13 protein-coding genes are annotated in these 11,681 nt (G+C 63.7%); 8 read left to right on the forward strand and 5 right to left on the reverse strand.

The features are described from left to right. Positions 1 to 127: 127 nt before the first annotated feature. Complete coding sequence (locus C100_RS45185) at positions 128 to 535, reverse strand: EVE domain-containing protein (RefSeq protein WP_024021776.1); 408 nt, start codon at positions 533 to 535, stop codon at positions 128 to 130. A gap of 105 nt (positions 536 to 640) precedes the next feature. Between C100_RS45185 and C100_RS45190 the strand changes: the two genes are divergently transcribed. Further along, positions 641 to 1,588, forward strand: a complete 948-nt coding sequence (locus tag C100_RS45190) for an isopenicillin N synthase family dioxygenase (protein WP_031310253.1) — start codon at positions 641 to 643, stop codon at positions 1,586 to 1,588. A 7-nt stretch (positions 1,589 to 1,595) separates the two neighbouring features. On the opposite strand, the gene C100_RS45195 is transcribed toward C100_RS45190, so the two are convergent. Beyond that, entirely contained in the window at positions 1,596 to 1,979 is a 384-nt protein-coding gene (locus tag C100_RS45195) for a dihydroneopterin aldolase (protein ID WP_024021778.1), read from the reverse strand. A gap of 112 nt (positions 1,980 to 2,091) precedes the next feature. Between C100_RS45195 and C100_RS45200 the strand changes: the two genes are divergently transcribed. From C100_RS45200 to C100_RS45215, 4 genes are read left to right on the forward strand one after another with little or no spacing between them, the layout of a single operon-like run. Further along, positions 2,092 to 2,628: a GNAT family N-acetyltransferase gene (locus tag C100_RS45200; protein ID WP_031310254.1), complete on the forward strand. Its 537-nt coding sequence runs from the start codon at positions 2,092 to 2,094 to the stop codon at positions 2,626 to 2,628. Between the two features lie 43 nt (positions 2,629 to 2,671). Continuing rightward, the gene (locus tag C100_RS45205) at positions 2,672 to 3,238 is read left to right on the forward strand and encodes a DUF1285 domain-containing protein (protein ID WP_024021780.1); all 567 of its coding nucleotides are present in this window, start codon (positions 2,672 to 2,674) and stop codon (positions 3,236 to 3,238) included. Further along, on the forward strand, positions 3,235 to 3,846 hold the full coding sequence (locus C100_RS45210; RefSeq protein ID WP_024021781.1) for a CoA pyrophosphatase: 612 nt from the start codon (positions 3,235 to 3,237) through the stop codon (positions 3,844 to 3,846). Before C100_RS45205 ends, C100_RS45210 begins: the two co-directional genes overlap by 4 nt. Next, positions 3,827 to 5,038 (forward strand): CCA tRNA nucleotidyltransferase, encoded by a 1,212-nt coding sequence (locus tag C100_RS45215; protein ID WP_024021782.1) that lies wholly within the window; start codon positions 3,827 to 3,829, stop codon positions 5,036 to 5,038. Before C100_RS45210 ends, C100_RS45215 begins: the two co-directional genes overlap by 20 nt. Here the strand turns inward: C100_RS45215 and C100_RS45220 are convergent. Both C100_RS45220 and parC read right to left on the reverse strand, forming a co-directional pair. Next, positions 5,002 to 6,753: a putative bifunctional diguanylate cyclase/phosphodiesterase gene (locus tag C100_RS45220; protein ID WP_024021783.1), complete on the reverse strand. Its 1,752-nt coding sequence runs from the start codon at positions 6,751 to 6,753 to the stop codon at positions 5,002 to 5,004. The genes C100_RS45215 and C100_RS45220 overlap by 37 nt on opposite strands. A 60-nt stretch (positions 6,754 to 6,813) precedes the next feature. Further along, a complete protein-coding gene (gene parC, locus C100_RS45225; RefSeq protein ID WP_024021784.1) occupies positions 6,814 to 9,102 on the reverse strand; it encodes a DNA topoisomerase IV subunit A in 2,289 nt (762 codons plus the stop codon). Here parC and C100_RS0125415 point away from each other — a divergent pair. Continuing rightward, complete coding sequence (locus C100_RS0125415; protein WP_084625519.1) at positions 9,071 to 9,610, forward strand: DUF4349 domain-containing protein; 540 nt, start codon at positions 9,071 to 9,073, stop codon at positions 9,608 to 9,610. The genes parC and C100_RS0125415 overlap by 32 nt on opposite strands. Position 9,611: 1 nt before the next feature. Here the strand turns inward: C100_RS0125415 and C100_RS45230 are convergent, their stop codons facing one another. Further along, on the reverse strand, positions 9,612 to 10,532 hold the full coding sequence (locus C100_RS45230; protein ID WP_024021786.1) for a LysR substrate-binding domain-containing protein: 921 nt from the start codon (positions 10,530 to 10,532) through the stop codon (positions 9,612 to 9,614). Positions 10,533 to 10,660: 128 nt separating this feature from the next. On the opposite strand from C100_RS45230, the gene C100_RS48905 reads away from it, so the two are divergent. Then, positions 10,661 to 10,822 (forward strand): hypothetical protein, encoded by a 162-nt coding sequence (locus tag C100_RS48905; protein WP_024021787.1) that lies wholly within the window; start codon positions 10,661 to 10,663, stop codon positions 10,820 to 10,822. A gap of 56 nt (positions 10,823 to 10,878) precedes the next feature. After that, on the forward strand, positions 10,879 to 11,634 hold the full coding sequence (gene otsB / locus C100_RS45235) for a trehalose-phosphatase (protein ID WP_031310255.1): 756 nt from the start codon (positions 10,879 to 10,881) through the stop codon (positions 11,632 to 11,634). The last annotated feature ends 47 nt before the right edge of the window (positions 11,635 to 11,681 follow it).

Consider the following 11,681-nt stretch of genomic DNA (forward strand, 5'->3'; position numbering starts at 1 on the left):
CCGATCAAACACCTCTTGTTATTTTTCTCATTTGTTGAGACCGTCATATGTTGCACTGCGGCAAGACGACAATCGCAAAGCATGACATTCCGGTTGCATCAGATGCAACCGCGCCTCACCGCTGCTGTCAAGCCTTTGACATTGCGACGATATGGTCGAACTGTTCTTTGGTCAGCGGGGAGACGGAAAGGCGCGATTGACGCAGCATCGCCATGTCGGCGAGCGCCGGATCGGCCTTCATCGCCGTCAGCGTCACCGGTTTGGCCAGCTTTTCCCTGGGCGCGACATGGACAGCAATCCACTTGCCGGTCTCGTCCGTGCTGTCGGGGGCTGCTTCCTCGACGATGGTCATGATGCCCACCGCCTCGACACCGATATTGCTGTGGTAGAAAAAGGCGAGGTCGCCCTTGCGCATCGCCTTCATATGACCCTGCGCCGCGTGATTGCGCACGCCGTCCCATTCAGCCTTTCCCTTTGCGACCAAGTCGTCATAGGAGAAGGCGTCGGGTTCCGATTTCATCAGCCAATAGTGCATTTTGCCTCCTTGCAACAGCGGCCCGGCGCGATCAAGGATGCGTCCATGCGCGGGCGGCTCCATCGGCGGGCCAAGCCCCATTTTTTGATATTTGGAGATGAAGACGTGTCGCAAACGGTGCTTGATCAGGTGCCTGTCCTGTCCATGGCGCAGATGCCCAAGGCGGATTTCGCCCAGGCGTTCGGCGAATCCTTTCAACGCTTCGGCTTCGCCATGGTGCGCGACCATGGCATGGACCCTCAGTTGACCGACGAAGGCTGGGCGCTGGCCCGCCGTTTCTTCGCACTGCCCGAAGACGTCAAGCAGCGCTACGACGCCAAGGTGAATGGCGGCCAGCGCGGCTATACCGCTTTCGGGACGGAAATCGCGAAGGGCGCGAGCGAGAATGACCTCAAGGAATTCTGGCATGTCGGCCGCGACCTGCCCGATGGCGATCCGCTGGCGGCGACGATGCCACCCAATATCTGGCCGAGCGAAATGCCGGAATTCCAGCCGGTCTTCGCCAACCTGTATCGCGAATTCGACCGGGTCGGCGCGGAGCTGCTGTCCGCCATCGCCCTCTATCTGGGGCTGCCCGAGCGCTGGTTCGACGGTCCCATCGAAAATGGCAATTCGATCCTGCGCCTGCTCCATTATCCGCCGGTATCGCCACAGGCGCCCGGCATCCGCGCCGGCGCGCATGAGGATATCAACCTCATCACCTTGTTGCTGGGGGCGGAAGAAGGCGGGCTGGAACTCAAGGACCGGGACGGCAACTGGCTGCCGGTGGTCCCGCCGGCCGGCGCACTGGCGATCAATGTCGGCGACATGCTCCAGCGCCTGACCAACCATGTGCTGCCATCGACCAGCCACCGAGTCGTCAACCCGCCACCCGAACGGCGCGGCCGGTCGCGCTATTCCATGCCCTTTTTCCTGCATCTGCGGCCCGATTTCATGATCGACGCGCTGCCGCAATGCGTGACGCCGGACAATCCCCGCCGGGATGCGCCGATTTCGGCGCATGATTATCTGACGGAACGGCTGATCGAGATCGGGCTGATCAAGAAAGGCTGATCGCTCGCTATTTGCGCCCGCGTCCCAGGGTGATGCCGATTTCCTCGCCGCGTTCGGACAGCGCCAGCTTCACGATCTTCACTTCGACATGGCTGACCTTGTCGTCCTGAAGGAAGATGGTGTCGATGATATGGTCGGCCACCGCCTCGATCAGTGTGAAATGCACGCCTTCGGGCAGCGCGGTCGAGGCGGCATGTTTCAGGTCCATATAGTTTTTGGACCGGTTGAGCGGCGTGGCCGGCTCATAATGATCGGCGATCCTGAGTCGCGCGCGGATGGAGATGCGCAGCGGCTGGGGGAGATGCGTCTCCTCCGAATAGATGCCCGTGAGCACGTCGACGTGCAGGTTGTTGACCTCCAGCGTCAGAAAATCGTCAAATCCAGTGTGCATAGCTCGCCACATGCGGCCCGCGAAGCTGCCGTGCGTCGAGGCCTATTTAGTCTTTCATTTTGCGAAGCGGGCGCTAAAGCCCCCGCTTCCGGCGCTGCCCCATGCGCCATTGATGGCGGATCGGCAAGACGTGTCTCACATTGTTCCCCTGGACAGCCAGCCTGACGACGCGATCGAGCGGTTGCTGGACGCCGCCTTCGGCACGGACCGGCACGGCCGCACCGCCTATCGCATCCGTGAGGGGATGCCATGGCTTCCCGCCCTTTCCTTCGCAGTGGTGGATGGGGACGGCACGCTGATCGGATCGCTGCAAAGCTGGCCGGTGGCGCTGACCCAGGCCGATGGCCGCCAATTGCCGCTCATCATGGTCGGTCCGGTGGCGGTCGCGCCGGCGCATCAGCAGGACGGCCATGGCCGCGCGATGATGGACGCCGTGATCGCGGCCGCCCGCGCGCTGCACACCGAACCGCTGATGATGATTGGCGATCCCGAATATTATGGCCGTTTCTGGGGCTTTTCCGATGAGGGCACCGGCGATTGGGATGCGCCCGGCCCGTTCGAGAAGCGCCGCCTGCTGGCCCTGTCGGTCGATGGCCGCCCGGTCGGGGGCGTGGGGATGCTGGCGCCGCGGATCGCCGTCGCCGCCTGAATCCCCCTTTGCCTTCGGGGCCGGACGCTCCTATCTCCCGGCCATGCCCATGGAGCCCCTTCCCGATCTCGCCACCCTGTCCCTGTCCGAAATTGCGCGCCTGCTGGCGGAACGACGGCTGCCGCCAGTGGACCAATGGAACCCGGATCATTGCGGCGATAGCGAGATGCGGATCGCGCGCGACGGCACCTGGTTCCATCAGGGATCGCCCATCGGCCGGGAAGCCATGGTGCGGCTGTTTTCCAGCATCCTGCGGCGCGAACCCGACGGCAGCCATGTGCTGGTGACGCCGGTGGAAAAGCTGACGATCGCCGTTGAGGATGCCCCCTTCGTCGCGGTCGAACTCAAGAGCGAGGGCGAAGGCCGGACCCGCGCCCTCGCCTTCCGGCTGAACACAGGCGACCTTGTGGCGGCCGGTCCAGACAATGGCCTGGTCCTGAGGGAAACGCCCGATGGCCCGCACCCCTATCTGCATGTGCGCGGCGGGTTGGAAGCGCTGGTCGCGCGCAGCGTTTATTATGAGCTGATGAATATGGCGCTGGAGGAGAACGGCGAGCGAGTCGGCCTTTGGAGCAACGGCGCCTTTTTCCCGCTGGACGGCGAGCAATGACGCTGGCGGAGCGACTGCGCGTCGCGCTGGACAAAGGTCATCGCGGGACCGATGCGCTGCCCCTGGCGGATACGCGCGATCCGCGGATCGAAGGCGACATCCTGCTTGCCCCCGCAGCGGTGCTGGTGGCGGTCACGGACCGGCCCGATCCGGGCCTGATCCTGACCCAGCGTTCGTCCGCCCTGCGCAAACATGCGGGCCAGATCGCCTTTCCCGGCGGGCGCGTGGATGAGGCGGATGCCAATGAGATTGCCGGCGCGCTGCGCGAGGCGCAGGAGGAAATCGCCCTGCCCCCTCATCAGGTCCAGGTGATCGGCACGTCCGACCGCTACCATACTTTTACAGGCTTCGACATTGTGCCGGTGCTGGGCGTCATCCCGCCCGACCTGCCGCTGCGCGCGCAGGAAGGGGAAGTGGCCGACTGGTTCGAACTGCCGCTCGCCTATGCGCTCGACCCTGCCAACCGGATAAGGCGGGAGGTGGAGTTCGCCGGCGCGACGCGCCATTATTACGAAATCTTCTGGGAAGAGCGCCGCATCTGGGGCATCACCGCCGCCATTCTCGCCAATCTGTCGCGCAGGCTGGGGCATGACCATGTTGCTGCCTGACGCCGCGTGGCGGCACCGTCCGGGCCTAGACCATCTGCTCGTGGCGCTGGGCGCGGCAGAGGGCGAGAGTCGCTATGTCGGCGGCGCAGTGCGCGACGCGCTGCTCGGCCTTCCCGTCAATGATCTCGACATCGCGACCAAGCTTGATCCGCACGATGTGGTCGACCGGCTCAAGGCGGCAGGCATCAAGGCGGTGCCGACCGGCATCGACCATGGCACCATCACCGCTGTCCTGCCCGATGGCCCGGTGGAGATCACCACGCTGCGCCGCGACGTCAGCACCGATGGTCGCCGCGCCACCATCGCCTATACGGACGACTGGCAGGAGGATGCGGCGCGGCGCGACTTCACCATCAATGCGCTCTACGCCGATCCGCTGACCGGCGAGATTGCGGATTTCTTCGGCGGCATCGCCGACCTGGAGGCGCGGCGGCTGCGTTTCATCGGCGATGCAGCCGCTCGCATTGCCGAGGACCATCTGCGCATCCTGCGCTATTTCCGCTTCCTCGCCCGTTACGGCGACAACGAAGTGGACAGCTCCGCCTATGCTGCGTGCGTCGCGGCGGCCAACAGCCTGATGGCCCTGTCGCGCGAGCGGATCGCCGACGAACTGATGAAATTGCTGGGGGTGGCCGCACCCATCTCCGGCCTGCGGCTGATGATCGAGGGCGGCATATTGCAACCGGTGCTGCCCGAAGTCGACATGAGCGGTGTGGATCGCGTGGAGCGACTGATCGCGCGTGAAGCGGAAAGCGGCATCGCTCCGTCAGCGCTCCGCCGCCTTGCCGCGCTGCTGCCGCCCGATCCGGTGCTTGCGGACCAGATCGGCGCACGGCTCAAACTGTCGAACAAGGCGCGCAAGCGGCTGGTCGTCGCGCTGGAACGGGGGGAGCAAGCGCAACCGTTGCGCGCGCTGGCCTATCGAATCGGCATCGAAGGCGCCATCGACCAGCTGCTGCTTGATCCGCTTCGACAGGTGACGGCGCTTGCCGGGCTGGAGGGATGGACGCCGCCCAAATTGCCGATCAGCGGCGGCGCGTTGATCGCGCGCGGCCTGGAGCCGGGGCCGGATGTCGCCAAGGCTCTGGCGGAGGTGCAGAAGCTCTGGGTCGCGGAGGATTTCCCCGACGGCGCGCGGGTTGGCGAAATCGCCGATCAGATCGTCTCGAAATTCCAGCGCGCGCGCCAATAATCGAAGGCGTCCGCCTCATTCATCGGCCGTGCGAAATAATAGCCCTGCCCCTGCCAGCAACCCAGCTTTTGCAGTTGGAGCGCCAGATCCTGCGTCTCGATTCCCTCTGCCGTGACCTTGAGATTCAAGGATTCGGCGAGCGACAGGATGGTGCGGACGATCACGGCCTTGTCATGATCCTCCAGCATGGAGGAGACGAAGCTGCGGTCGATCTTCAATATGTCGATCGGCAGGCTGTGCAGACTGGCCAGGTTGGAAAAGCCGGTGCCGAAATCGTCCATGGCGATCGACATTTTGAGATCCTTGAGCGCGAACAGCCATTTGCGCGCCTTGTCCGGGTCGGCGACGATGGCGCTTTCGGTAAGTTCGGCGGTCATGCGATCACCCGCGATGCCGGCATAACGCAGTGCTTCCTCGAACATCGAGGCAACATCGTCCCGCGCGATCTGAATGGCGGACAGGTTCACATTGACGCCGACGGGTAGCGGTTGCCCATATTTCACATCCCAGCGGGACAGCGCCTGTGCCGCTTCATAGGCGGCCCAGCGGCCAAGGGTGGTGATGAGCCCGCTTTCTTCGGCAACGGCGATGAACTCGGTCGGGGGCACATTGCCCAATTCCGGGTCGTCCCAGCGCGCCAGCGCCTCAAAGCCGGTGACCTCTCCAGTCTGAAGGTGGATGAGCGGCTGATAGGCCAGGGTCAGCCCCCCCTGGGTGAGCGCGTCACGCAGCCGGCTCTCAATCGAGAAGCGCCGCTGCGCTTCCTTGAGCACGCCGTTGCGATAGATTTCGACCTTCCCGCTGCGCTTGGCGATCTTGACCGCCGCCTGCGCCTTGCGAACGACATCGTCGGGATCTTCGTCCAGGCTGAGCGACAGGGCGCAGCCGATCGCGCAATCCACCCGGATCTGAAGGCCGCTGAGGCGAATGGGTGAACCGAGCGCATCCTGGATGCGCTGGACGATATGAAGAATGTCGGATAAGCCATTGTTAAGAGACGCAAATATTGCGAAGTCATTGCCCCCGATGCGGGCCAGCACGTCGCCCTGCCGCAGGCTGGATTTGAGGCGCTTGGCCACCGTGATCAGCAATTCGTCGCCGGCCATCGGCCCAAGCGACTCATTGACCCGGCTGAAGCGGCTGAGGTCGATGGCGATGATGCCGAACTGCGCCTTCTCCGGCCAGACGTTATTCTTCAGCCGATCGTCAATCTCCTCGCCGAAACCGGTGCGATTGGGCAGCGCGGTCAGGCCGTCGGAGAGCAGCTCGCGACGCAGATTTTTCTCGATCGTGCGCTCATTGGTCCGGTCGGTAGCCGTGAACAGGAATAAGCTGCTGTCGGACTCGTCGGTCGGCAGGCGACCGATGGTGCACATGAAATATTCGGGGCCGAGCTTACCGTCGCGTCGCGTTTCGAAAAAGGCGGTGTCGCGCTCGGAGCCGATGAACGTGCGGATACGCTCCAGCCATACATGATAGGCGCTCGAGTCGTCGAGCCGCCCATTATGCACACGGAGTCCGTCCAGGAACCGGGCATTGCCGGCCACGATCGACAGCACATCATCCTTGAACGCCAAGATTGCAGCGGATTGCGGAAAGGCCGCAAGCCAATGCTCCACATCATAGCTCAATGCGGGATGTGCGCCATCGTCCCCGCAGAGGGGCTCGCCGCGGGTCGTTACGACCGGCCAATTGCGCACGGACACGGATTCCATAGCTTCCGCCTAGGGCAAAGCAGTAAATTTTCTGGAAACGTCGATCGAAAATGCGATGAATTAAAAACGGTTATCGCGTGGGAAACCATTGGGCGGCATCCGACCGGCGGCGCCGCGCACGACTTTCCACGGCGTCATATCGGCCTCGTTTCGGACTCGTTTCGACTCACCGCCCATTGTCCAGCTCAGGCCATCGTCCAGACGAAAAGCGATGGCGTCGGACAAGCCCCCGTCGCGATAACGCTGCAACTGCACGCCCTGGCCGCGCGCCATTTTCGGCATTTCGGTGATGGCGAAGACAAGCAATTTCCGATTTTCGCCGATCACCGCAATGCTGTCCGCGTCCGCCGCAACCGGATGCACGATCGCGAGCCGCGCACCCGTGCGGATATTCACCACCTGCTTGCCCTTGCGGGTCTCGGCTATGATGTCGGCGGTCGATGCCAGGAAACCCCGGCCGTCGGACGAAGCCAGCAGCAGTTCGCCGCCCGTCTTCGCCGGCAGCAAAGCCACGATCGCGCCTTCATTGTCCATATCGACCAGAGAACGGACCGGATCGCCAAAGCCGCGTCCGCCCGGCAGCTTGTCCGATGCCAGCGTGAAGATGCGCCCGGTCGATGTCGCCAGCAGCAGCTTGTCCGTGGTATAGGCGTGGAAGGCGAATTGCGGCCCGTCGCCTTCCTTGAATTTCAGCGTATCGGCGGCGGCCAGATCGCGATGCCCGCTCATCGCGCGAATCCAGCCGCGTTCGGACAGGATGACGGTGATCGGTTCGCGCTCGATCATCGCCTCCAGCGGGATTTCACGGGCGGGCGCGGCTTCCTCCACCAGCGAACGGCGGCGACCCAGTTCCGTTTCCGGCCCATAGCGTTTGCGCAGCGCGGCCAGATCCTTCTTGAGGCGGGTGCGCTGGCGCGCGGGGCTTTCGACCAGCTTGTCCAGCTCGTCCTTTTCCTTGAGCAGTTCGGCATGTTCGCGCCGCAATTCCATCTCTTCCAGCTTGCGCAGGGAGCGCAGCCGCATGTTGAGAATGGCCTCGGCCTGCCGGTCGGTCAGGGAAAATTCCGCCATCATCAGCGCCTTTGGCTCATCCTCGGTGCGGATGATCTCGATCACCCGATCGAGATTGAGATAGGCGATGATATAGCCGTCGAGCAGTTCCACCCGCGCCGCGATCTTGTCGAGCCGATGCAGCGCGCGGCGGACCAACACGTCGATCTGATGCCGCAACCATTCGATCAGCAGCGGTTTCAACCCCAGCACGCGCGGCGTATGCGTCGCATCCAGCACATTGAGGTTGAGCGGAAAACGGTTTTCGAGGTCGGTCAGGCGAAACAGGCTGTCCATCAGCACCTGTTCATCGACCGTACGGGCGCGCGGTTCGAGGACGATGCGGATTTCCGTGTCGGATTCATCGCGCACATCGGCCAGGATCGGCAATTTCCTGTCGTTGATCAGCGCCGCAATCTGCTCGATCAGCTTGGATTTCTGGACCTGATAGGGAATTTGCGTGACCACCGCGATCCAGGTGCCGCGCCCGCCATCCTCCTTGTGCCAGCGCGCCCGCGTGCGGAACGCGCCGCGGCCGGTGGCATAGGCTTCGGCGATGATCGAGGGACTGTCGACCAGCACGCCGCCGGTCGGAAAGTCCGGCCCCTTCACAATCTCCATCAACGCAGCATGATCCGCATCGGGATTTTCGATCAGCAGGTTCGCGGCGTCGATCAGTTCGGCGACATTATGCGGCGGAATGCTCGTCGCCATGCCGACCGCGATGCCGCTGGCGCCATTGGCCAGCAAATTGGGGAAAAGGCCCGGAAAAACCTCCGGCTCCTCATCCTCGCCATTATAGGTGGGGCGGAAATCGACCGTGCCTTCGTCCAGGCCCGCCATCAGGTCAGCCGCCGCCTGGGTCAGCCGCGCCTCGGTATAGCGCATGGCCGCCGCGTTATCGCCGTCGATATTGCCGAAATTGCCCTGCCCATCGACCAAGGGCGTGCGCAGCGAGAAATCCTGCGCCAGCCGGACCATCGCGTCATAGACCGATGAGTCGCCATGAGGGTGATATTTGCCGATGACGTCGCCGACGACGCGCGCGCATTTCTTGTAGGAGGTGGTGTTGCGGGCCGGATTGGCGACCAGCACGTCGGGACTGGCCCCGCCCGGCTCCATCCGCAGCAACCGCATCGCCCAGAGCAGTCGGCGATGCACGGGCTTCAACCCATCGCGCAGGTCGGGCAGCGACCGCGCCGTGATGGTGGAAAGCGCGTAGACGAGGTAGCGCTGCGAGAGCGCTTCGTCGAATGGATGATCCTTGATGGTGTCGAACGGGTCGCGGAAATCAGTCATTGCGTTCGACTTAGCAGCAGGAGCACGAAACGGAAACGGCTTTGCTCGAAAGCGCGACAGCAACATCAGCGCAGAGGATCTGTCGAAGAAAATCGTCGATACGCAGGCGCGACTGCACTCCAGACAGTTGCTCGCCACGCGACTGACCGAATTGCTCCAGAGCCGCAAGCGGAGCGTCGCCGAACTGGTTGAAGCCGAAAGGAGCGTTGCAGCGGTTCAGGAGGAGATTGATGAAGCGCAGAGCTGGCTGGCTGAAATGCGCGGGCGCGTGGCGATGAGCAGCATCGAAATCCGTTATGCCGGCAGCGACAGCAGCGGCTTTCTCGCGCCGCTGCGCACGTCCCTCCACACGATGGGCGAAGTCGCCGGCGCCAGCCTGGCCGTCCTGATTCAACTGATCGCCCTCGCCCTCCCCTGGATCTTGCTCGGCGCTCTGCTGCTATTTTTCCATCGTCGGTTCGGTGGACGCCTGGCGACATTGCTCAGGCGCCCACCGGCCGGCGAATAGTTCAACGTGGTAAAAAATAGGCGTCCGCGTCCTGGGCGATCGCGGCGGCGAATTCGGCGATGATCCAGTCACGAAACGCCTTGACCTTCGGCGCGTTGCGGGCGTGCAGGGGATAGACAATCCAGTAGCTTGCCTGTTCGCGCACGTAAGAAGGCACCGCCTCGACCAGCAATCCGGCCTCAACCTCGGCTTTCCAGAGAAAGAGGTTGACGATGGCCACCCCCTGCCCGGCGAGAGCTGCGCGCCCCTCCATCACTTGGCTGTCGAGCGCAATGCCAGGCAGCGTCAGGGCCGCTTCCCCTTCGACACCCATGGACGAGAACCATTCGCCCCACCACTGATCGTCAGGCGACAGCCGAGGCACGGCACGGAGCGCGCCGGCATCCGCGATCGGACCATGCGCCGCCAGCCAGTCCGGGCTGCATAGCGGCGCCAGGCGATTATGGCTTAGCAGCTTGGCCTCAAGGTCCGGCCATTCTCCCTTGCCCCCGCGGATCGCAAGATCGACACCATCGCGCGCCAGGTCCACCACGGCATCATCCGCCTGAATGCGCACCGCCAGTCCGGGATGCCGCATCTGGAATTTGCCGATGTTGGGCGCCAGCCAGAGATGGGCAAAACTGTTGGTGCAGCTTATCGTGAGGACGCTGGCATGATCCTGTCGCAAGGTTGCAAATCCCTGCCGCATCTGGTCGAAAGCGCGGATGATGACTGGCGCGATCTCCCGCCCCTTTTCGGTCAGCGCGACGCGGCGCCCGGATCGCTGGAAAAGGCTGAGACCCAGGCGCTCTTCCAGCAATTTCACCTGATAGCTGACCGCCGCTTGCGTCATGCCGAGTTCCTGCGCTGCGGCCGTGAAATTTTCGAGGCGCGCGGCCGCCTCGAACACGCGGACGGCGGCCAGGGGCGGGAGGTTCTGCATCTTTCATGGATAAGCTGAGCTTATGTAATCTGTCCATGCTTTTGTTGGCCCTTCTCCATGAAACGGACGATAAGCGGCGGTGCGGACCAAAGCGTCTGCCAGCCCATCCATGCAGAAAGGAGATCGTCATGCGCGATCAATATGACGCCCGGCTGTGGAACGACAGCCATGAACAAACCCGCGCGGGAATCGACCGCCTGCTGGCCCGGATCATGCAGGCCTTTCGCGTCCTGCACCGGATTCACTGGGCCGCGCCCTGGGCGGACCAGCGGAATTGCCCCGGCCGATAGGGGCGAAAAGACAGAACAGGGGTTGCGATTTTGGGGGAAGACGCCACGTTGCGCCCGTGCCTGATTCTGCTCTTCCCCCGCTGCCGCCGCCGCCGCCCGCCTTGCTGGAAGGCGCGGCGCTGTTTCTCGATTTCGACGGGACGCTGGCGCCCATCGCCGATACGCCCTGCGGTGTCGATGTGGACGATGACCTGCTCACGACGCTGCGTCGCCTGCGAACGGCGCTCGACGGGCGACTGGCAATCGTCAGCGGTCGGTCCATCGCGACGTTGCGTGAGCTGGGCCTGGGCGACTTTCTGCTCGCCGGCACCCATGGCCTGGAGTTCGCCCATCCCGGCGCCGGCGTGGACGCGCCGCCCCGACTGCCAGCCATCGACGCGGTGGAAGACGCGTTTCAACAGTTCATCGACGGCAAGCCGGGCCTGTTGGTCGAGCGCAAATCGATCAGCGTCGGGCTGCATTTCCGGGGCGCACCGCAATGGGGGGAGGATGCCGGCGTTCTGGCCGCACAACTCGCGCAAAATCATGACCTCGCCCTTCAGCGCGGCAAGATGCTGTTCGAACTGCGTCCCGGCGGCGCGGACAAAGGCAGCGCTGTGCGGCGGCTGATGACCCAGGCGCCGATGGCAGGCGGCACCCCCCTCTTCATCGGTGACGACGTCACGGACGAGGAAGGCTTCGCCGCTGCCGCCCAACAGGGCGGCGCGGGTATATTGGTGGGGGCGCCCCGCACCACTTTTGCCGCCTTCGGACTGGAACAGGTGGCCGCTGTCAGGCATTATCTCGGCGAGGGGGCTGCCCGGCTTGGCTGAACGGTAGCCCATTCCTTTGGGCGACAGGCAATAAGGGGGCAGAATAT

This window comes from Sphingobium sp. C100, assembly GCF_000508185.1.
Classification (GTDB): domain Bacteria; phylum Pseudomonadota; class Alphaproteobacteria; order Sphingomonadales; family Sphingomonadaceae; genus Sphingobium.

What these genes read in the sequence shown, in the direction of transcription:
- C100_RS48905 (WP_024021787.1), top strand. Translation starts at nt 10,661, where the DNA reads ATGCGCGATCAATATGACGCCCGGCTGTGGAACGACAGCCATGAACAA.
- C100_RS0125415 (WP_084625519.1), top strand. Translation starts at nt 9,071, where the DNA reads ATGGTGTCGAACGGGTCGCGGAAATCAGTCATTGCGTTCGACTTAGCA.
- parC (WP_024021784.1), bottom strand. Translation starts at nt 9,102, where the DNA reads ATGACTGATTTCCGCGACCCGTTCGACACCATCAAGGATCATCCATTC.
- C100_RS45210 (WP_024021781.1), top strand. Translation starts at nt 3,235, where the DNA reads ATGACGCTGGCGGAGCGACTGCGCGTCGCGCTGGACAAAGGTCATCGC.
- C100_RS45200 (WP_031310254.1), top strand. Translation starts at nt 2,092, where the DNA reads ATGGCGGATCGGCAAGACGTGTCTCACATTGTTCCCCTGGACAGCCAG.
- C100_RS45230 (WP_024021786.1), bottom strand. Translation starts at nt 10,532, where the DNA reads ATGCAGAACCTCCCGCCCCTGGCCGCCGTCCGCGTGTTCGAGGCGGCC.
- C100_RS45220 (WP_024021783.1), bottom strand. Translation starts at nt 6,753, where the DNA reads ATGGAATCCGTGTCCGTGCGCAATTGGCCGGTCGTAACGACCCGCGGC.
- C100_RS45185 (WP_024021776.1), bottom strand. Translation starts at nt 535, where the DNA reads ATGCACTATTGGCTGATGAAATCGGAACCCGACGCCTTCTCCTATGAC.
- C100_RS45195 (WP_024021778.1), bottom strand. Translation starts at nt 1,979, where the DNA reads ATGCACACTGGATTTGACGATTTTCTGACGCTGGAGGTCAACAACCTG.
- C100_RS45205 (WP_024021780.1), top strand. Translation starts at nt 2,672, where the DNA reads ATGCCCATGGAGCCCCTTCCCGATCTCGCCACCCTGTCCCTGTCCGAA.
- C100_RS45215 (WP_024021782.1), top strand. Translation starts at nt 3,827, where the DNA reads ATGACCATGTTGCTGCCTGACGCCGCGTGGCGGCACCGTCCGGGCCTA.